The sequence below is a fragment of the Mesorhizobium huakuii genome, from assembly GCF_014189455.1.
Classification (GTDB): Bacteria; Pseudomonadota; Alphaproteobacteria; order Rhizobiales; family Rhizobiaceae; genus Mesorhizobium; species Mesorhizobium huakuii_A.
In genome coordinates this window covers 5,905,334-5,926,039 of record NZ_CP050296.1, presented here as the reverse complement: position 1 = coordinate 5,926,039, position 20,706 = coordinate 5,905,334, and the positions used below count along the sequence as shown (strand labels likewise).

General features: G+C 61.1%; 16 protein-coding genes and 2 pseudogenes. 10 read left to right on the top strand and 8 right to left on the bottom strand.

Features of this window, described 5'->3' with window-relative positions:
* Positions 1 to 230: 230 nt before the first annotated feature.
* Positions 231 to 1,142 (bottom strand): hypothetical protein, encoded by a 912-nt coding sequence (locus HB778_RS28780; protein ID WP_183458860.1) that lies wholly within the window; start codon positions 1,140 to 1,142, stop codon positions 231 to 233.
* Between the two features lie 278 nt (positions 1,143 to 1,420).
* On the opposite strand from HB778_RS28780, the gene HB778_RS28775 reads away from it, so the two are divergent.
* On the top strand, positions 1,421 to 2,356 hold the full coding sequence (locus tag HB778_RS28775) for a DUF1353 domain-containing protein (RefSeq protein WP_183458859.1): 936 nt from the start codon (positions 1,421 to 1,423) through the stop codon (positions 2,354 to 2,356).
* A 32-nt stretch (positions 2,357 to 2,388) separates the two neighbouring features.
* On the opposite strand, the pseudogene HB778_RS28770 reads toward HB778_RS28775, so the two are convergent.
* Positions 2,389 to 3,028, bottom strand: a pseudogene (locus tag HB778_RS28770) (TetR/AcrR family transcriptional regulator).
* 91 nt (positions 3,029 to 3,119) lie between these two features.
* Here HB778_RS28770 and HB778_RS28765 point away from each other — a divergent pair.
* The 5 genes from HB778_RS28765 to HB778_RS28745 are packed head-to-tail and all read left to right on the top strand — an operon-like array spanning position 3,120 to position 7,678.
* The gene (locus tag HB778_RS28765; protein WP_183458858.1) at positions 3,120 to 4,211 is read left to right on the top strand and encodes a polyamine ABC transporter substrate-binding protein; all 1,092 of its coding nucleotides are present in this window, start codon (positions 3,120 to 3,122) and stop codon (positions 4,209 to 4,211) included.
* Positions 4,212 to 4,224: 13 nt separating this feature from the next.
* Positions 4,225 to 5,070, top strand: a complete 846-nt coding sequence (locus HB778_RS28760) for an ABC transporter permease (protein WP_183458857.1) — start codon at positions 4,225 to 4,227, stop codon at positions 5,068 to 5,070.
* Between the two features lies 1 nt (position 5,071).
* Positions 5,072 to 5,854: an ABC transporter permease gene (locus HB778_RS28755; protein WP_183458856.1), complete on the top strand. Its 783-nt coding sequence runs from the start codon at positions 5,072 to 5,074 to the stop codon at positions 5,852 to 5,854.
* The gene (locus HB778_RS28750) at positions 5,851 to 6,915 is read left to right on the top strand and encodes an ABC transporter ATP-binding protein (RefSeq protein ID WP_183458854.1); all 1,065 of its coding nucleotides are present in this window, start codon (positions 5,851 to 5,853) and stop codon (positions 6,913 to 6,915) included. The genes HB778_RS28755 and HB778_RS28750 overlap by 4 nt, the downstream gene beginning before the upstream one ends.
* A 1-nt stretch (position 6,916) precedes the next feature.
* Positions 6,917 to 7,678 (top strand): MBL fold metallo-hydrolase, encoded by a 762-nt coding sequence (locus HB778_RS28745; protein ID WP_183458852.1) that lies wholly within the window; start codon positions 6,917 to 6,919, stop codon positions 7,676 to 7,678.
* A gap of 7 nt (positions 7,679 to 7,685) precedes the next feature.
* Here HB778_RS28745 and HB778_RS28740 read toward each other — a convergent pair whose 3' ends face one another.
* From HB778_RS28740 to HB778_RS28730, 3 genes are all read right to left on the bottom strand, one after another.
* A complete protein-coding gene (locus tag HB778_RS28740; RefSeq protein WP_183458850.1) occupies positions 7,686 to 8,387 on the bottom strand; it encodes a TetR/AcrR family transcriptional regulator in 702 nt (233 codons plus the stop codon).
* An 89-nt stretch (positions 8,388 to 8,476) separates the two neighbouring features.
* Positions 8,477 to 9,904 (bottom strand): amidase, encoded by a 1,428-nt coding sequence (locus HB778_RS28735; RefSeq protein ID WP_183458848.1) that lies wholly within the window; start codon positions 9,902 to 9,904, stop codon positions 8,477 to 8,479.
* 93 nt (positions 9,905 to 9,997) lie between these two features.
* On the bottom strand, positions 9,998 to 11,032 hold the full coding sequence (locus HB778_RS28730) for an extracellular solute-binding protein (RefSeq protein WP_183458846.1): 1,035 nt from the start codon (positions 11,030 to 11,032) through the stop codon (positions 9,998 to 10,000).
* Between the two features lie 95 nt (positions 11,033 to 11,127).
* Here HB778_RS28730 and HB778_RS28725 point away from each other — a divergent pair.
* A protein-coding gene (locus tag HB778_RS28725; RefSeq protein WP_183465598.1) for an IS630 family transposase occupies positions 11,128 to 12,073 on the top strand; the annotation gives its coding sequence in 2 pieces (ribosomal slippage) (positions 11,128 to 11,468 and positions 11,467 to 12,073; 948 coding nt in all).
* Between the two features lie 303 nt (positions 12,074 to 12,376).
* Here HB778_RS28725 and HB778_RS28720 read toward each other — a convergent pair.
* Together HB778_RS28720 and HB778_RS28715 are read right to left on the bottom strand one after the other, a co-directional pair.
* On the bottom strand, positions 12,377 to 13,306 hold the full coding sequence (locus HB778_RS28720) for a glycosyltransferase (protein WP_183458844.1): 930 nt from the start codon (positions 13,304 to 13,306) through the stop codon (positions 12,377 to 12,379).
* A gap of 287 nt (positions 13,307 to 13,593) precedes the next feature.
* A complete protein-coding gene (locus HB778_RS28715; RefSeq protein ID WP_183457400.1) occupies positions 13,594 to 14,862 on the bottom strand; it encodes an IS256 family transposase in 1,269 nt (422 codons plus the stop codon).
* Positions 14,863 to 15,042: 180 nt separating this feature from the next.
* Between HB778_RS28715 and glf the strand changes: the two genes are divergently transcribed.
* On the top strand, positions 15,043 to 16,227 hold the full coding sequence (gene glf / locus HB778_RS28710; protein WP_183458842.1) for a UDP-galactopyranose mutase: 1,185 nt from the start codon (positions 15,043 to 15,045) through the stop codon (positions 16,225 to 16,227).
* A 137-nt stretch (positions 16,228 to 16,364) separates the two neighbouring features.
* Here glf and HB778_RS28705 read toward each other — a convergent pair whose 3' ends face one another.
* Positions 16,365 to 17,336 carry an NAD-dependent epimerase/dehydratase family protein gene (locus tag HB778_RS28705; protein WP_183458840.1) on the bottom strand — a complete coding sequence of 324 codons (972 nt, stop codon included), beginning with the start codon at positions 17,334 to 17,336 and terminating at the stop codon, positions 16,365 to 16,367.
* A gap of 751 nt (positions 17,337 to 18,087) precedes the next feature.
* Here HB778_RS28705 and HB778_RS28700 point away from each other — a divergent pair.
* Positions 18,088 to 18,860 (top strand): annotated as a pseudogene (locus tag HB778_RS28700) (NAD kinase).
* Positions 18,861 to 19,052: 192 nt separating this feature from the next.
* On the top strand, positions 19,053 to 20,645 hold the full coding sequence (locus HB778_RS28695; RefSeq protein WP_183458838.1) for a DEAD/DEAH box helicase: 1,593 nt from the start codon (positions 19,053 to 19,055) through the stop codon (positions 20,643 to 20,645).
* Positions 20,646 to 20,706 lie beyond the last annotated feature (61 nt).

Below are 20,706 nucleotides of genomic sequence, written 5' to 3'. Positions count from 1 at the left end.
GCGACCAGAAACCGGACCAGCACGTTGTCCATGCCACGACGAATTTCGATGCAGTCCTCGCAGAGGCGCAAGGATGGCACTCCTGGCATGGTCTCGGCGCCATTGACCAACCGATAGTCCAGCGCTGGCTCGTCTCCACATGATGTGCAGACGTTCGTCCCGCCCTCCGCTTCTACGGCGTGACGGGACAGCGCCGCCAGGTGTGGTTCGACACGGTCAACAATCGAGTACTACCAATAGGCACTGTGCAGCTCGATCTGTTCCATGTGCCGTTTCAGGTCGTCTGGGTAGTGTTTGGACAGCCATGCGTAGGCAACTTCCCTGCGCAATTGGTCGTTCCGAACGAGGGTTTGATAAAGCTCTATCTGCAGGCGCAGGGATTCGCGCGGGTGCTCGCGGTTAAGGGCCTGCAACTGAACGAGATTGACCGCGAACCGGACGCCACCACTGTAGGCTTCTTTAATCGTATCAATGCAATATTCCCGCAGTTCCTCCTGCGACTCGGTCATCCGGTCGATAAGGCCCAGGTCATAGCGCCACGGATGTAAATCAGTCTCCATTCGCCACACATCAAGGTAACCGCTACCGCGAAGGGCGGCTGCCATCACTTGATCCGCGTCAGGTCGATTTACGAGCAGGGAATAAAGATCGTTGAAGCTCTCCACATCCGGATCAACAGAACGGGCTGCGTCGAGTACGGCGTTCTGGGCTTGATGCATAGCCTGGATCGGATTGTCGTGGGCTCTCCACCATTCCAGTTCCTCCGCAGACACCGTTTCTGTCGAGACCGGCACCTCCACCAACAAGGAGCTAAGCCGTAGATCTTCCGGTGAGCAATAGTCGGCGTTCGGGACAAGATCGATGCCGGCTCTTTTATAGACCCTCGCGACCAGACGCGAACAAAACTGGCGTTTCGACCCCGGTTTGCGCGCGCCACGCACTAATCGGCTGGCCTCCAGTAGGGAATACCGCGCACCGATCTCGGCGCGGGCATAATCGATGACATTCGACAGGATTTCGGGAGCGATAGGCTCCTTCAAGCGGAAATGAAACACCTTTTCGTTGTCCTCAAACAGCTCGCGCTGAAGGTTGCGCGAATTACGGTGACAGTGCACTTTTGCCGAGGGTTTGATCGGATTCACGCTTGAAGGCCACGGCCGACCTGCGATCTTTGTAAACCGAAGGTCGGCGGTTCGATCCCGTCGGGGGGGCACCAGAACAATCAAAAACCCAAGGAAACTATCTGCCGTTTGCGTGTTGCGACACGAACGTCGTCCCTGCTGCCGCGTTTGACCCGATGCTCACAAGGGTAAGAAATAGACTAACTAGTTGCCACTATTGATTTCCGACAATTTCCTGCGAAACTCGGAGAGTCCAACTGAAATCCACTGCATGGATTTGGACGCGCTGGGAGGGGTGAATGAAAAGAACCGCTTTTTCTGCCGTGTGCTTGGTAATGATGGTTGGTGGTGCCAACGGCCAAGAATTTGGAAGATTTCCAGACAATCCCCATGGTGAATTCATCAACGGCCCAGATCGTACATATTTTCGACTGGACAAGCCGTTTAGATACTTGGATCCCAATGGTTTGGAGTGGGTCGCACCGGCAGGCGAGGCAACGGATGGCGCCAGTATCCCCTGGGAATTCTGGACTTTTGTCGGCGATACGTACTCCGGCCTATACCTTAATGCTGCAATTATTCACGATTACTATTCCTGCTCAAAGGCTCGGGAGTACTATTCTACTCAAAACACATTTTGGTTTGGGATGCGCTCGCTTGGCGTTAGTGAGACGAAGGCAAACATTTTTTGGGTCGCCGTGCGCTTTTTTGGCTTGGACTATTGGTCCGTTGATCCCTCAGTCAAACCACCTAGCCCCTGCAACAAGGGACCTGCAGGGCAGAAGGAAGCGCTCAATGATGTTAACTCGCAAACCCGAGTCATTGCGTTGGCGAAGTTCGCTGCGATGGTCCGGACTCTGGAGACTACTGACGGCCGGGTGCTTGACATTGTCAATGACCAGCCGATCGCCCCTAACACCGAGCGCGGAAATGAGTATTTGGAATACCTTAGAACGGCGATGAAGAAGGACTTTGACGTGCCGCGCGAAACGTTGGGGCTATTTTCGGTAGTGAGTGACGCTGAGCTTGCGGCTCGAAACCCCGCAGGCACGATTTCACCTTGGATCGAAGGTCAAGTCCCGGCGCTAGACAAATACATGGCCCAGGCAGCCTTGAAGTATCCACCGCCTCTAAAGCTCGAATCTGGAGATTACGCAGCTTTTGTTGCCGGTCCCCGCGACCTAAAGCTGAATGATTTTGCTGCAGTATTCAGACTACCAGTCAACGAAAAATGACCGCGACCGCGCCAGTCTCGGGCTCGGTTCTTTCACATAGCTGCGGTCTCACCTCTTTCGCGTCCGATCGCCGCCACCAATATCCGGTTCTGCCGGCGTATTGCCGCACGCAACTCCGCTATCTTCGCCTCGTCGCGCTTCACGAATTCGATGAACATCATGTTCATGTTGTTGAAGATCAGCTCGCCGAGCGCCGCGCCATCGATGTCCTGCCGCACCAGGCCAATTTCCTGCAGCCGGGCGATCAGCGCGCGGATCTGTTCTGTCAGTGAGCGGTCGAGCGCCGTATAAGCCTGGCCGAACGGGCTGTCGGGCAATTGCGTCGAGATCGCCATCGCCTGCCGCCACATCTCCTTGCTGAGATAATGCAGCGAGTGCTCGATATAGATGCCGATCAGCGTGTCCAGCGCATCGCCGACATTGGCCGGCGGCCTGGCGACGACGCCGCGCCCGGCATTCAGCACCTCGTTGACTTCCAGCGAGACGATGGCGCCGAGAATGTCGCCCTTGTTCTCATAGTAATTGTAGATCGTGCCGATCGACACTTCCCGCCTGCGCGGCGATCGCCTCGATCTTGGCGCCTTCATAGCCGGCCTCGCGGAAAAGCGCTGCCGCCGCCTCGATGATGCGCCTGTGCCGGTCCGCCTTTTGCCTTGCCCGCAATCCGCTCATATCAGCCTCTTGCCACAAAAACAGAATTGACTCAATTTTAGAATTGGTTCAACTTTTTGCAAGAAGCCACAAAGGCAAGGGAGAACACTCGATGTCCGTCAAATCCGCATCCGGGAATCCGCTTTCCATCCTGAAGCGCCATCTGCGCGCCGCCTGCGCCGCCACGGCACTGCTGCTTGGCGCGGGCAGCCTCGCCGAGGCCGCCGATCTCAACGCGCTGATCTGGTGCGACCATTCCGATCCGGCGCTGCTGCAGCCGTTCGAGGAAGCCAACAATGTCAAGGTCAACGTCAAGGAATTCGAAGGCACCGGCGCCGGGCTGGCCATCGTCGAACAGTCGCAACCCGGCGATTGGGACGTGATGGTGATTGACAGCATCGACGTGCCGCGCGGCGTCGAAAAGGGCCTGTTCGAGCCGCTGCCGGAAGACAAGCTGCCCTTCGCCGACCTGTTCCCGCAAGTGAAGATGGACGGCTCAACCGTCGTCGGCGGCAAGCGCTACGGCATCACCGAAAAGTTCGGCTACAACACGATCGGCTTCAACAAGACCAAGGTCGATCCGGCCGACATGCAGTCCCTGGCGTCGCTGACCAGCGACAAATACAAGGGCAAGGTCGCCATCTACGACTATTACCTGCCCGTCATCGGCATGGCGGCCCTGGCTATCGGCAAGAAGACTTCGGAGCTGACCGAAGCCGACCTTCCCGCTTTGAAGGAAGAGCTTCTCAAGATGAAGGCCAACGCCAAGCTGGTCGGCGAAGTCACCGCTAGCCAGACCGCGCTTGCCACCGGCGAGGTCGATATTCTGGTCGGCGGCGGCGAGTGGGTGACGGCGGGGCTGGCCAAGGAGAACCCGGCGCTGGACTTCTCCATCCCCAAGGAAGGTGCGGTACTGTGGTCGCAGTCGCTGGCCATGTTCAAGGATTCCAAGAACAAGGATCTGGCGCTGAAATTCATCCAGTACATTATGAGCCCCGAAGGCCAGGCGCGGCTTGCCACCTCGTCTTGCTATTGGGGCATGCCGGCCAACACCAAGGCGGCACTCACCGACGACCAGAAGAAGGTCCTGCGTTTCGACGAGCAGCCAGGCTTCCTTGCCCGTGCGCAAGCCTATCCGGCGCCGAATGCCGATCTCGACAAGAAGATGCAGGATATGTGGACCGAAATGCTGCAGGCGAAGTGATCGGTAGCCGCTGGTGAGCTCAACCGGGAACGGCGGGCGCGCCTTGCCCTGGGCGCTGGTCACGCCGGCGCTCGGCTGGACGTTGCTGTTCTTCGTGCTGCCCTTCATCGCCATGGGGTTTTCGAGCCTCACGGCGCATGAGGGCGGCGGCTTCACGCTGACCAACTACAGTCAGTTCTTCACCAACCCCTCCTATTGGCAGGCGATGGTCAACTCGCTGGAGGTGACGGCAATCGTCACCCTGGTTTCGGTGCTGCTCGCCTATCCCTTCGCCTGGATCCTCGCCGAACAGGTGCCGGAACGCTGGCAGCGGCTGGCGCTGATGCTGGCCGTGCTGCCGTTCTGGACGTCCTATGTCGTGCGCTCCTATTCCTGGCTGCTGGTGCTGGCGCAGAATGGCGTCATCAACCGCGCGCTGACCGGTTCAGGCCTGATCACCGAGCCACTGCAGCTCGCCAACACGCGGCTAGCCACCGTCACCGGCTTCGTGCACTTCTTCGTCATGCTGCTGACGCTGACCATCTTCGCCAACCTTAAGCAGCTCAGTCCGAGCTACCGCAAGGCGGCCGCCGATCTCGGCGCCGGACCGGTGCGCACCTTCCTGCATGTCGTCCTGCCGCTGACCTTGCCCGGCATCATGGTCGGCGCCTTCCTGACCTTCGTGCTGTGCATCGGCGACTACATCACGCCGCAGATCCTTGGCGGCAACAACGAGCTTCTGATGCCGCAGCTGGTGATGATGCAGATCGGCCGGCGTGGCGATTTTCCGCTGGCCTCGGCGCTGTCGATCATCCTGATGGCGGTGGTTACCGTCGCCTACCTCGCCTGCGCCCGCTGGCTGAAGATCGAGCGGGCCTGAGATGCGCAGGATTGTCCGTGTCGCTTCCTGGCTCTACGCGCTTGCCGTCTACGGCTTCATCTTCCTGCCGGTGGTGGTGCTGGTGCTGTTTTCGCTGCAGGCAACGTCGTTTCCGATCCCACCCTTCACCGGGCCGTCGCTGCGCTGGTACGAGGCGGTGCTCTCCGACGCGCGGCTAACCTCGGCGCTGGTCAATTCTCTGCTGGTGGCATCGATCTCCTCGGCCACCGCCGTCACGCTCGGCTTCCTCTCGGCCTGGGGCTTTGCCCGCTTCGTGCTGCCGGGCTCGGGCCTGCTGCGCGGTTTGATCACACTGCCGCTGACGGTCAGCTATCTCATCATCGGCATGGGGCTTTTGGTGCTGTTCAACTGGGCCGGCGTGCCGAAATCGCTGCTCGCGGCCGGAATCGGCCACGTCGTGATCAACCTGCCGCTCTGCTTCGCCATCATCTACAGCCAGATGGGCGATCACCAGATCAACATCGAGCGCGCCGCGCGCGATCTCGGGGCGCCGGAATGGAAGGTGCTACTCTTGATCACCGTGCCGGTCATGGCGCCGGCCATCTTCGCCGGCTTCTTCCTGTCGATGACCTTCTCCTGGGACGAATTCGTGATCTCCTTCCTGCTCACCCGCTTCGACACCACGCTGCCGGTGGAAATCTGGAACCTGCTGCGCTCCGGCCTCAACCCGAAAACCAACGCGGTCGGTTCGCTGGTCTTCGCCGTCTCCATCGTGCTGGTCGTGCTGTTCGAACTGACATTGCTGCGCCGGAGAAAGCCATGACCGCGCCCCTCGTCGATATCCGCGCTGTCTCGCATCGTTTCGGGCAGCTGGCCGTGCTGAAAGACGTCTCGCTGCGGATCGAGCCCGGCAGCTACACGATCCTGCTCGGGCCGTCGGGTTCCGGCAAGACGACGCTGTTGTCCATCCTGGGCGGCTTCGTCACGCCCAGCGAAGGCAAGGTGTTCATCCGCGGCGAGGATTGCACCGCGGTGCCGCCGGCCAGGCGGCCGACGACGACCGTGTTCCAGGACTATGCGCTGTTTCCGCATATGAGCGTCGGCGGCAATGTCGGCTTTGGGCTGCGCATGCAAGGCGTCGATGGTGCAACGCGCGCTGCAAAGGCGCGCGAGGCGCTGGCGCTGGTTGGCCTCGCCTCGGCCTTCGACAAGAAGCCGCACCAGCTTTCCGGTGGCCAGCGGCAGCGCGTGGCGCTGGCGCGGGCGCTGGTCATCGAGCCTGCCGTGCTTCTGCTCGACGAGCCGCTCGGCGCGCTCGATCTCAAATTGCGCCGGCAGATGCAGGACGAGCTGAAGGCGATCCAGAAGCGCGTCGGCACCGCCTTCATCCATGTCACCCACGACCAGGAAGAGGCGATGGCGCTGGCCGACCATTGCGTGGTGATGAATGACGGCCGCATCGAGGACGAAGGACCGCCCGAGCGAGTCTATGCCAGGCCGGCGACGCGTTTTTCGGCGACCTTCATGGGCGAAAGCACGATCCTTGCCGGCACGGTCACGCAGGCCAAGGACAGGACGAGCACAGTCTCGACGCCGGCCGGACCGGTGCTTGTGCCCAGCGCTTTGCCCGTGGGTTCGGCTGTTGCACTGGCCGTCCGGCCGGAGCATCTCCTCCTCGGTGGGGCCGCGGGCACCGCAAGTCTCGGCATGGCTAAAGTGAGCGACGTCGTCTTCCAGGGCAGTTTCAAGCGCGTGCTTGCCGTTTTCGCCGAAGATCCCTCGCTGCAGTTCATCGCCAAGCTGCCCGCTTCAGCCACCGTCCAGCCCGGCGACACGGTTGCCGTTTCGTGCGATACCGACCAGATCATCGTTTTGACGGACTGAAATGGCATCCCTTCCGGTCATCGGCGCAGCAGACTGGTACGAGACCATCCGCATGGCCGACGGCGTCACGCTGATCCACGAGCCATGGATCAAACCCTTCTTCCGCTGCAACATCTGGCACGTGCGCGGCCGCGACCGCGATCTCCTGTTCGACAGCGGCCTCGGTCATTTCAGCCTCCGCAGACACGTGCCTTTGGTGAGCGAGCGAAAGCTGACCTGTGTCGCCAGCCATACGCATTTCGACCATATCGGCTGCCATCACGAATTTCCCGACCGTTGCGTGCACAGGGCCGAGGCAGACATCCTCGCCAATCCGCGCAACGAATGGACGGTGGCCGACCGCTATGCGACCGACGATATGTTCGATCGATTGCCGCAAGGCTGGGACTCGTCCCGCTACCGGATCCTGCCCGCCCCGGCCGACCGCCTGCTTGACCATGGCGACGTCGTCGATCTTGGCGACCGCGCTTTCGAAGTGATCCACACGCCTGGCCATTCACCCGGCGGCATCGCGCTCTACGAGGAGAAGACCGGCATCCTGCTGTCCGGCGACATCATCTATGACGGCCCGCTGATCGACGACGTCTACCATTCGGATATGTCGGACTATGTCGAGACGCTGCTCGCCATGCGTGACCTCGAGGTCTCGGTCGTGCATGGCGGCCATTTTCCGAGCTTCGGCAAGGTGCGCTACGGCCAGCTGATCGACGAGTACCTGGCGCAGAAGCGCCAAGCCGGCTGCCACCTGCGGCAGCGCCCCTGAGAACAAGCTACGGCATCAATTCGAAATGCCGCGGAAATGCCTGGTGCAGCAGGAGCAGCATGGTCTTGCGCAGCACATTGGTGTCACGGCTCGAAGGGTTCAGATGGTCCCAGTACCAGGCGCCGTGAACCAGATAGTTCAGGCTCTCCGACAAGGTGTCGATGTCGACGCCGGTATAGCCGCCGCCGCGCGAAATCTCGACCAGCAGCTCGCGCGCTTCTGCGGTGTAGGCGAGATCGCTCGGCAGGCCGATTTCATTGTAGATCTGCATGCTCTTGCGATCGCTGGAGAATACGACGAAGACTGACACCCATTGCGGATGCTGCCGGGCGAAACGCTGTGCACAATCGACGGCACCCAACAGCCTTTCGACCGGCGACAGGCCGGGCGCCCGCACCAGGGTAATCCACAGCGCATCGTATTGATCGCTGAGATATTGCAGCACGGCCCGGAACAGGTTCTCCTTGCTGCGGAAATGAAAGACCACCAGCGCGTTGGACGAGCCGACATGTTCGGCGATGCGCTGCATGGTGAGGCTCGCCAGGCCCTCCTCCGCGATGAGCTCGATGGTGGCGTCGATGATGCGCTGCACGCTGGCTTCGCCGCGCTCGCGCCGGCGATCCTTGGGCGGCGCGGCATCGTTTGCCGCGCCCTTCGTCGTCGCGGCCTTGCGTTTCTCCGGCTTTGCGGTGGCCTTGCGTTGCGCCATTTCGTCAGGACTTTCGGACCCGCGGCGGACATATCCCGCCGCATAAGCTATTTCGGCAAATGGCACGCGCGCCTCACTCCGGAAATCGATCAGAGCGACGGACGTGTCCCCGTGTTTCCATACCATTGCCCCCGAGCCGTTTCATAGGCCAGTCCGGCTCGGAAGACATCGGCATCGCTGTAGGTGCGGCCGACGATCTGGATGCCTGTCGGCACGCCGCTGGCCGCACGGCCCGACGGGATCGAGAGAACCGGGCAACGGCTCAGCATATTGAACGGCGTCGTCATCACCCAGCCCAGCGAGGGGTTGACCTCCTTGCCATTGATCTCAACCGTGTCCCTGGTCTGGTCGAACTCCGCCGGCACCGCGGGCAGCGCGTTTGTCGGGCAGATCAGCACATCATAGGTCTCCAGCAGCGGGCCGAGCGTGTGGTACATCCTGGCTGCCACATCGAGCGTCGCGACAAAATCGGTGGCTTTGGACTTTTGCCCGTCCTCGGCAAACCGCCTGGCATAGCTGGTCATGTCGCTGCTGTGCTCCGCAAGAAGTTGCGACAGCGACGCGCCGAACAGGTGCTCGAGATAGGCCATTCCGGCCTTGAGCACCCCGTCATCCCAGCCAAGGTCGACTTCCTCGACCGTGGCTCCAAGCGAACGAAACACATCGCAGGCGGCAAGCGTGTTCTTCCGCACGTCCGGGTCGACCTCGAAGGAACCGAGATCCATGGAAAAGGCTATTCTCCAGCCTTTGATCGGCTTGTAATCGAGCGGCAGGCGCAGTTTGGGACGCAGCGTGGCGATGTCGAGCGGGCTCGGTCCGGCCATGACATTCTGCAGCAGGATCGCATCCCTGACGTTTCGCGCCAGCGGTCCGGTGTGGCAGTAGAAATCGAGGTTGAAGGGCGGCTCGTCGGGATTGCGGCCGTAAGGCGGCTTGAAGCCGACAAGACCGCAGGCCGAGGCCGGAATGCGGATCGATCCGGCAATGTCCGAACCTGTGGCGATCGACGACGTGCCGGAAGCCAAGGTAGCGGCAGCGCCACCCGACGAACCGCCCGGCGTGAAATCCGGATTCCAGGGATTGCGGGTGACGCCCCACCGCTTCGACCAGGTGTAGCCGGCGCAGCTGAATTCAGGCGTCGCCGTGCGGGCATGCACGATGCCGCCGGCCTTCATGATGCGCTCGTTCATCGTCGAGGTATGGCCACCTATGGCATCCCTGGACAGCAGTGAGCCGTGCGATGTCGGCTTGCCCTTGATGTAGCTCTCGTCCTTGATGCCGATCGGCAACCCCTCAAGCGCGCCGGTCCTGGCGCCCCTGGCGTATTTCGCCTCGGCCTTGGCGGCCAGCTTCATCGCCTCTTCGAAATGCGTGAAGGTGAAGCAGTTGATCGCCGATTTGGTCGCTTCGGCGCGGCGAATGGTGGCCTGCATCAATTCGACGGGCGACAGTTTCTTCGCCTTGAACAGCCGCAGCGCCCCATGGGCCGGCATGTAGCAAAGGTCGAGATCGGACATCGGAAATCTCCTGCGATCGCGAGACCGCATCTGGCATGAAGGGTTGCCGGACCGCGCGTCGCGGTCCGGTGGCTGTTCGATGGATCGGTGGCGCTATTTCTGGAGGTCGGTCCAGATTTTCGTGTAGAGCGCCTGCACATCCGATGGACAGGCCGGCATGAACTGGCCCTTGGCGGCAAACTGGGCCGGAATTGCCACTTCAGGCGCCGCCTTCATGTCGTCCGGCATAAAGGCCTCGGAGCCCTTGATGCCGTTGGCGTAGCGGGCGAAAGCCGAGATCAACGCGGCATTCTTGGGATCCATGATGAAATTCTGGAACAGTTTGGCGTTCTCGACATTCTTGGCGTCCTTGAGGACGGCGACATTGTCCATCCAGATCGGAAACCCTTCCTTGGGATAGCCGTAGACGATCTTGTCGTTCTGCAGCCGCTCGCGCAGCGATATGCCGTTCCAGTTGACGCCGGCGGCGATGTCGCCCCGGCCCAAGCCGTCGACGGCCGCATAGTCTAGCGAGAGCCATTTCGCCTTCGCCTCGACCAGCTTGTCGTGCACCTTCTTCAGCACCTGCATATCGTTGGTGCAGTATTTGCCACCCTCATAGGCGATGGCGAGGAACATGATGTCCCCCATTTCGGGGACGACATTGATCTTCCCGACAAGCTCCGGCGGTGGGTCGAGGAAAAGCGCCGAGGTGTTCGGGTCGCCGGCATAGACCGACTTGTTCACCGAAATGCCTGTTGTGCCCCACTGCCACGGAACGGTGTATTTGCGGCCCGGATCGAAGGGGACGTCGACCCATCGCGGATCGACATTCTTGAAATTCTCCATCTTGTTGGGGTCGGTCTCCAACAGCAGACCTTCACTGATCCAGATCGGCACGACGCTGGCCGACGGCACCACGATGTCATAGCCGGACGCGCCCTGACGGACCTTGGCCAACGCGGTGTCGTTGGAATCGTAGTCGGTGACGGTGACCTTGATCTTGTAGGTCTCCTCGAACTTCTTGATGAGGTCCGGACTGGTGTAGTTGCCCCAGTTGTAGATGTTGAGTTCGCCATCGGCGCGAGCGACGCCTGTCACGGCGAACAGCGACAGCCCGACGGCAGCCGCGGTCAGTTTCCAGTTCATGCTAGAGCATTTTCCGTGAACGCCGAGTCACATTTGGGATTCACGCGGTGGCGGAAGTCTGTTTCATTTTCCCTGTGATTTGCAGGGAGATGACGATGACACGCAGCTTGAGTGCGGACCTTCGCGGTCGGGTGATTTTGGCTATATCGGAGGGTGTTTCGACGCGGGAGGCAGCACGCCGGTTCCGGATCGGGATTGCTACGGCGGGGAACTGGTATCGCCGCTATCGCGAGACGGGTGAGATGGCGGCACGCAAGCAGGGCCAACCGTCGCGCTCGAAGCTTGATCCTCACGAAGCCTTCATCCTCGGCCTGATCGAGGAGACGCCCGACATCACTCTGGCGGAGATTGCCGAGAGGCTGGCGGCCGGGCATGGCGTGCGCGTGGTTCCTTCGACGATCTGGATGTTTCTCGACAGGCGCTGCGTCACGTTTAAAAAAGACGGCGCATGCCAGCGAACAACAGCGCCCCGACGTCAAGGCGCGCCGTTGCGCCTGGTTCGACGGCCAGCTCGATCTCGACCCCGAGAAGCTGATCTTCATTGATGAGACTGCGGCCTCCACCAAGATGGCGCGGCTGCGCGGGCGGGCCAAATGTGGCGAACGCTGCCGTGCGCCGGTTCCTCATGGTCATTGGAAGACCACGACCTTCACCGCTGGACTGCGGCTGAACGGCCTGACCGCACCGATGCTGCTCGACGGGCCGATGAACGGCGCCGCCTTCCTGGCCTATGCCGAACAGGTGCTCGCGCCTGAACTTTCTCCCGGCGACATCGTCGTCATGGACAACCTGCCGGCTCACAAGATCACCGGCGTTCGCGAGGCCATCCAAAGGACCGGCGCACGGCTTCTGTTGCTGCCGCCATATTCGCCCGACTTCAATCCCATCGAGATGGCGTTCTCGAAGCTCAAAGCCCTACTCAGAAAAGCAGCCGCCCGCTCCATCGATCAACTCTGGTCCGTCATCGCCGACTGCCTCGACGCCTTCAAACCGGCCGAATGCCGAAACTACTTCGAGGCAGCCGGGTATGACCCGGAGTAAGTCGAATCTGCTCTAGTGCTCCCATTGTTGGGACCGGCTGCGTGACCGCCTCGGTCCATCTCCTGCTGATCAAGCCTGGCGGCGCCCTTCCCCGATGACGGGCTGGACGACTGTCAAGGCATTCCCCACTCGCGGCCATTCACCGGCACATGCCGGCTGGCCAACTCGGTTATGACAGAGGCTAGATTATAACTAACTATATAGTCAATATCTTTTCGCAAGCATGCGTTTCGGAGGCTCCATCAAGTGCCCCGCAGCCTCCTAGATCGGAATGGTGGACGCTACAGCGATCGACCGATGACCTCAGTCCCCGCCGCCGGCGGGAAGCGAAATCCGATAGTCCGGCCCGCGATTCCTCGGCTTTCGCCAGGGCCTCAGACGATCCTTCAATCTCGTTCGGACAACCGGCTTCTCGTAAAGCGGAGCCGGCAGGCCGGCGAGCGCATAGTAGTCGTCAAGGATGCTGGTCTGCAGCAGACGCTGCTCCTGTGTGTAGAAGCTGAAATGCGCGGCGACGAGATCACCGAAAACCCTGCCTGGCCGATCGAGCTTTGCCGGCAAGGTCGCTGACAGCCATTCCTCTTCATCATTTCCCGGCGGCGGATAGAAAAGCTCGCCGATCTCCAGGACATCCGACCCGAAAAACCCGATCGCGTTGATCGAGAAGCGCCCCAGCCTGACTTCCCGGTCGGGCACGCGGAAATCGCCCAGCCGGTTCGTCCGCACAGCCTCGATGAAGACTGGATGAAGCGCTTCGGGAAAGCTGGCATGTGCCCAGGAAAAGGGGCACATCGCCTGGCAAGTAAGCGGCCCTTCGATCAGAACTCTGGAAAGATTCTTGATCAGGCTGCTGCAGACCGCATTGTTGATGATGAGCGGTGCATACCAGAGGGCCGCCCCCTTTTCCGCCATGGCCCGCGCCTTGAATCTGGGGAGGAAGCCCTCCTCCAGAAAAACCACGTCGTCGTCGAGGCGCAGATAGAGAGCGTCGGCGTCGTCACAGAAGCGAAAGAACCTGCCGATGACGTTGATGGTGCCGTCGGCGTTTGGAAGCGTCTTTATCTTGCAGCGCGGATCGCTGGCTGCCAATCGCCGGAGATAGGCGCGGTCGGCGTCGTTGCGGCAATTGTCCCACAGATGCCATTCATGCACCTCGGGACTTTTCAAAACGTGGTGGCTGAGCAGGCGCAGGTACTTTTCGCGGCCTGCCGGGGTCACAACAATCAGCTTCATGAGTTTGCCCCGCAATGGTCACGTGTTTTGGCTAGGCCTGCGGCGAACCTAGGGCCGATCGTTCAGCGTTTCCAGATTCGCGGTGCGTTGCAAAGCACCGCGCAAGACATCGGCCTGACAATGCCAGACAAAAGGCACCCTCCCGTTGGTGGCCCTTCGCATTCATCCGGCTTTGGTGTAGGGGCTCGCTATAACAGCCCTGAACCGCAGGGCTTTTCGCCAGGTGCATAAGTGGAAGAGGCGACTTTGGCATCTGAGCTATGCTGCAATTTGGGTGACGAGGCTGATCAAGCGGCGCTCTGCGGCTTCAGTTCAATGACCTCGATTCCATCCTGGAACGTTGCACCTGCGATGAGTTTAGGCAACTGATTTTGTCCTTTCAGTCGTCGCCACGTCCTGGCCGCGGCCATGACCAGCTTGAAGACCATCAGCCTGGCGGTTTTCGAGGAGAGTGAGCCCTTGGTACGCACCGTGCGATGGCGAACGGTCGCAAAGACGCTCTCGATGGGATTGGACGTTCGCAGATGATCCCAATGTTCGGCGGGGAAATCGTAGAACGCCAGCAAGGCATTCTGATCTTTGGTCAGGCAGTCGACCGCCTTGCCGTATTTCGCATCATATTTCTCGACAAAGACGGCAATCGCCGTCTCGGCTGAGGCTCGGTTCGGGGCGGAAAAGATTTCGCGCAAGTCCGTCTTCATGGCGGCCTGCACCGATTTCGGCACCTTGTTGAGCACGTTGGCTGTCTTGTGCACCCAGCATCGCTGGTGCTTGGTGCCGGGAAGGAGCTCATCGAGCGCTTTCCAGAAGCCAAGCGCGCCGTCGCCGACGGCAAGATCGGGCGCGATCTGCAGGCCACGACGCTTGACGTCGACCAGCAGCTCGCGCCAGCTCTGTGCGCTCTCACGAATGCCGGTCTGGAAGCCGAGCAGCTCTTTCTTGCCCTCGGGCGTGGCGCCGATCAGGACCAGCATGCATTCGGCATGATCTTCCATCCGGGCCTGCAGGTAGACCCCGTCCGCCCACACATACACATAGCGGCGCGCCGAAAGATCGCGCTTTTGCCAACGATCGTATTCGATGCCCCACTCCGCCGTCAGTCGCGTGATCACCGAGGGTGAGAGGTTCGGCGCCTCCTTGCCCAACAGAGCTGCCAGAGCTTCCTGAAAGTCGCCCGTCGAAATGCCGCGCAGATAGAGAACGGGAAGAAGCGCATCCAGACTTCGTGTCCGACGCGCCCATTTCGGCAGGATCGATGAGGAAAAACGGATGCGCTCCGCTTCACCGTTCGCGCCGCGATCCCGGACCTTCACCCGGCTGACGGGCACCGCCCCGATCCCCGTCTGGATGCTCCGCTCCGGCCCGTGACCGTGCCGGACCAGCCGGTCACGTCCGTCCGGAAGCTTGAGATCCCGCATCTCGGCAAGAAACGCTTCGGCCTCCATCTCGATCGCCTGCGCCAGCAATTTGCGCGCGCCGGTGCGAAGCACATCCGTCAGGGGATCATCGATTTCGTCGGGCTGACGAAGGCGAACAATGTTGATAGTCTCGTTCATGGCGTATCGCTCTCCTTGAGAGGTTCTGGCAGGCTTCATCACCCGCCTCGATACGCCGCCCTTCTCAAACCGTCATCACCCAGTTTCAGCCATAGCTCTGGCATCTGCCGCGCAGGCAATGGTCCAAGCCGATGACCTGGCTCAGATCATACTCGAACCATAAGGGCGTCGGATCCACGAATGGACAAGAACCTGCTCAGCAAAGCCGACATTCTCATCGTCGGCGCCGGCTTTTATGGCGCGACGCTCGCCGAGCGCATCGCCACGCAACTCGGCCGGCGCGTGCTGGTGATCGACCGGCGCCAGCACATTGGCGGCAATGCCTATACCGAACAAGATCCCGCCACCGGCGTCGAGATCCATCGCTACGGGCCGCATCTGTTCCACACGTCCAACGAGGAGGTCTGGAACTATCTGCGCGCCTTCACCGGCTTCACGACCTACCGCCATCGGGCGTTCTCGACCTATCGCGACAAGGTCTATCCGCTGCCGATCAACCTCGCCACGATCTGCCAGTTCTTCGGCAAACGGTTGAGCCCGGACGAGGCTCGCGGCATGATTACCGGACAGGCCGCCGAGCTTGGCGATCGTCCGCCGGCCAATCTCGAGGAGAAGGCGATCTCCCTCGTCGGCCGTCCGCTCTACGAGGCTTTCATCAAGGGCTACACCGCCAAGCAATGGCAAACGGACCCGCGCGAACTGCCGGCGCAGATCATCGCGCGCCTGCCGGTCCGCTACACGTTCGAGGACGGCTACTTCAATGACCGCTTCCAGGGCCAGCCTGTGGATGGCTATACGGCGATCTTCGAAAAGATGCTCGCGCATGAGCTCATCGAAACACGGCTTGGTGTCGACTTCTTCGATATCAAACCCTTGCTGCCGCAAGGCCTGCCGGTCGTCTACACCGGTCCGATCGACCGCTATTTCGACCACTCAGAGGGCGAACTCGGCTGGCGGACCATCGACATCGATCTCGAGGTCATGAACACGCCGGATCATCAGGGCACGGCGATCATGAACTATGCCGACGAAGCCGTGCCCTACACCCGCGTCGTCGAATTCCGGCATTTCAATCCGGAACGCCAGCACAAGAGCGACAAGACCCTTATCGGCCGCGAGTATTCGCGTTTTGCCGGCCGCACCGACGAGCCCTACTATCCGATCGACACGCGCCGGGATCAGGCGGTGTACCGTCGCTATCTCGAACGGGCGGCCGCCGAGAAAAACCTGCATCTCGGCGGACGGCTGGGCACCTACCGGTATCTCGACATGCATCAGGCGATCGGCGCCGCCCTGAAGGCCTTCGAAACCGTGCTCGAGCCCTATTTCACCGGCCGACTCGATTCGGTTTCACGGTCGCTATGACACGTCGGGGCTCTTAGAGCGTTTCACCGTTTCATGGAAACGGCGAACCGCTCTAACTCTTTGTTTTGACGCAATTCCCAAGGGAAAGCGCTATGCGCTTTCCCGGGAAAACCGCTCACACTTTTCCTGGAATTGCTCTAGGCCGACGCCGCCGATCTGCCGTCAGTCACAATCTGTCGGCGGAACCATTCGAAGGTACGCCGGATCCCTTCCTGGTAGCTGGTCTTTGCCTCCCATCCGGGAAGAACCTGTCTTACCAGGGTCAAGTCCGGACACCGGTTCGTCGGATCCTGCGGGACAGGCGCATGGTGTTCGATGCGGCTGCCCGGAACGAGCGAGCTGACGAATTTCGCGGTCTCGAGAACCGAGACCTCGCGATTATTGCCGATGTTCAAGGGCCCTCGGTGCGAGATGCTGTCACGCCAAAAGAAACGCTCCAAGCCATCGACGATATCGTCGACGTAGCCCCAGCTACGCGATTGCGAGCCGTCGCCATAGACGGTCAGGATCCCCGTGGTCAGGGCCTGGCTGACAAAATTCGAAACGGCGCGGCCGTCATCGATGCGCGTTCGCGGCCCATAGGTGTTGAACAACCTGACGACCCGGACATCGAGTCCGCTGACGCGTTGCTGCTCAAACAGCAGCGCCTCGGTGCAGCGCTTGCTCTCGTCATAGGAAGCCCTTGGCCCGGTGCAGTCCACCGAGCCCCGGTAGCTCTCCGGTTGCGGCGACACCAGGGGATCGCCATAGACTTCCGAGGTCGAGGCGAAGCAGAAGCGGCCGCCGGGCCTGAGCAGCGACAGAAGATTGAGTGCGCCGCCTATGTTGGCCCTGATCGTGCGCACCGGCTCGCGCATGTACCATACGGGCGACGCCGGTGACGCCAGATGTATGATCTCATCGAAATGCCGGCTGGCCGTGAAGCTTTCGGCATCGGCAATCTTCAGGCTGAACCGCGGATCCGCGACATGGGCAATGTTGTCGCGCAACCCGGTCCACAGATTGTCGACGACGACAAGCGTTTCCAGATCATCGCGCCGCAGCAGGCGATCGACAAGATGGGAACCAATGAAGCCACAGCCACCAGAAACCAACACACTGCGCGGCATGCGCGCCCCCTTCCTGAAACTTGGCCGGTCAACGCGCCGCAGGCTTGTTTTCCAGAGACGATGGGAACAATGTCCTATCCAGATCGGAAGTCTTCTACCAGTGCTTTCATCGATGCCGCAATTGCAACGATCAAACTTATCTTACGCCAGCCGATGACCAGTCCCCCGGGGATGAAACCATGACCGGGATATGCGCGTATGGGTGAGCGGATTTGGCGACCTAAAGTGCCCTTTGCGGGCAAGGCATTCCCGTGGCATCGCCACAGCGTGACGCCGTAGGCAACGGTCTGTTACTCATTTCTTCCGACTGGCGCACAATCTCGGCGAAGACCAGCGCGAAGCTACCCAGCATGACAAAGACGATAATCAGGCGTGCTACCGGCAATATGTCGGCCTCGTTTGGTTGGTGCGTGCCCCGAACAAAAGGATCGTTCCGGGAATCAAGCGCACAAATCAAAAGTGCCACAGCGTCGTCTTGCCGTCCCGAAGGATACGGCGGTGCTGCGGGCGCCCCCACGCCATCCATGCCGGCTAACATGATCGATCCGCCTTTACGAGACTTTAAGCCCCGCCTTAACCATCACATTCGCGCGTGCCCCTGTCATGAAGCGCGACCTGCCGGTCGGGACGGTGCTGTCGCGGCATGGCTTTGCCCGGTGGCGCAACGGCTCTCTTTGCAGACCTGCCCGCACCATGCTACCCCGGCGCTGGCGCGGCCAGACCCGCCGCAATCGGTCGCGATCGGGGAGCCATGAGCACAGCCGCCAACAGCATCGCCTTTGTCTCGTCCGACACAGCAGACGCCAAGGCGGCGCTGGAAAGCCTGTCGGCGCGCTATGGCCAGTGTTCGATCGCGGATGCCGCCGTTGTGGTGGCCCTTGGCGGCGACGGCTTCCTGCTGCAGACCTTGCGCGATACGATGGGAACGGGAAAGAAGGTCTACGGCATGAACCGTGGCACCATCGGGTTCCTGATGAATGAGTACCGTTCCGGGGGCTTGCCGAGCGGATCGCGGCCGCGGTCGCCGAAACCATCCGCCCGCTGGAAATGCTGGCCGTCACCTCGGAAGGCGAAACCGTTTCGGCGCTGGCGATCAACGAAGTTGCGCTTTGGCGCCAATCCTATCAGACGGCCAAGATCCGCATCAGCGTCGACGACCAGATACGGCTCGAGGAACTCAGCTGCGATGGTGTCATGATCGCAACGCCGGCCGGATCCACCGCCTACAATCTTTCCGCGCACGGCCCGATCCTGCCGCTCGACGCGCCGCTGCTGGCACTGACGCCGGTCAGCCCGTTTCGCCCGCGCCGCTGGCGTGGCGCGTTGCTCTCCAACAAGGCAACGGTGCGCTTCGACATTCTGGAGCCGGAAAAGCGGCCGGTGAACGCCGCCGCCGATCACACCGAGGTCAAGGCGGTGACTTCGGTGACGGTGCGGGAATCGCCGACTGCGACGGCGACGTTGCTGTTCGATCCCAATCATTCCTGGAACGAGCGCATCCTGGCCGAACAGTTCCGCTACTGAGCCGGCACACGGACAAGCGGCCGGATTAAGCATCGCGATTAAGGTTACAACTTCACAATCGTGCCAATCCCGCCCGTTTCTGTTGACAAATCGCGGGCTTGCGCCTAATCGCAATACCAATCTTGCAGGCGCGTGGCGCTTGCCGCGACAGACGCCGTTGCGCTTCCCCGAACCAGCCAAAGACAACAACACTTGTCCTCAGACACCACGACCGCTCAAGAAGCGTTGACCTTCGCAGACCTCGGCCTGTCGCCGAAGGTCCTTTCCGCAGTCACCGATGCCGGCTACACCCAGCCGACGCCGATCCAGGCTGGTGCCATCCCGCACGCCCTGCTCGGCAAGGATATTTTGGGCATCGCCCAGACCGGCACCGGCAAAACGGCTTCCTTTGTGCTGCCAATGCTGACCCGCCTCGAAAAGGGCCGTGCTCGCGCCCGCATGCCGCGCACACTGATCCTGGAGCCGACGCGCGAACTCGCCGCACAGGTCGAAGAGAATTTCATCAGATACGGCAAGAACCACAAGCTCAACATCGCGCTTTTGATCGGCGGCGTGTCATTCGACGAGCAGGACAAGAAGCTGGAGCGCGGCGCCGACGTGCTGATCGCGACGCCCGGTCGTCTGCTTGATCATCGCGAACGCGGGAAGTTGCTGCTCAACGGCGTCGAGATCCTGGTCATCGACGAGGCCGACCGGATGCTCGACATGGGCTTCATTCCCGATATCGAGCGCATCTGCGAGATGATCCCGTTCACCCGGCAGACGCTGTTCTTCTCGGCGACCATGCCGCCGGAAATCACCAAGCTGACGGAAAAATTCTTGCACGCGCCTGTGCGTGTCGAAGTTTCGAAGGCCGCGTCGGCCGCCACCAACATCATCCAGCGGCTGGTCAAATCCGGCTCGAAGCCCTGGGACAAGCGCGAGACGCTGCGCAACCTGATGAAGGCCGAAGACGCGGAGTTGAAGAACGCGATCATCTTCTGCAATCGCAAGGTCGAAGTGTCGGAACTGTTCCGCTCGCTGCTGAAATATGATTTCGATGCCGGCGCCCTGCATGGCGACATGGACCAGCGCGCCCGCATGCAGATGCTGGCCAATTTCCGTGACGGCAAGCTGCGCTACCTCGTGGCTTCGGACGTCGCTGCGCGCGGCCTCGACATCCCCGATGTCAGCCACGTCTTCAACTATGACGTACCGATCCATGCCGAGGACTATGTCCACCGCATCGGCCGCACCGGTCGCGCCGGGCGCTCCGGCAAGTCGTTCACCATCGCGACCAAGTCGGACACCAAATACATCGACGCCATCGAACGGCTGATCGGCAACAAGATCGAGTGGCATGACGGCGACCTGTCGACGGTTGTGGCCAGCGAAGGCGGTGAAGACGACGCGCCGCGCCGGGGCAAAGGCGCGCCGCGTCGCGCCGGCCGCAAGGACGATGATCGCAAGGACAGGGGCGAGCGCAAAAAGGGCGGCGAACGTCGCGCCAGACACGCAGAGGAAGATGCTTCTCCCGTCGTCGCACAGCAAGAACAACCCGATGTGGCTGAAACGGCCGTCGCCGATATCGGCGAGCGGCGCGCGCGCAAGGAAGCGATCCGTTCGGAAAACACCGAACGCAAATCCTCCGATCGCAACGAACAGCGCTCACCGGAACGGGGCGACACCAGGCCGCAGCGCGACAGCAACCGCCCTGCCCGTCATCGCCACCAGGAAGACAACGATACCACCGTGGGCTTCGGCGACGACATGCCGGCCTTCATGCGCATCGTCGCCAAGGTCTGATTCCTACAATCTTTGAGAGCGGCAAGCCAACCGGCTTGCCCCCTCCGGCGAACTCCATGCA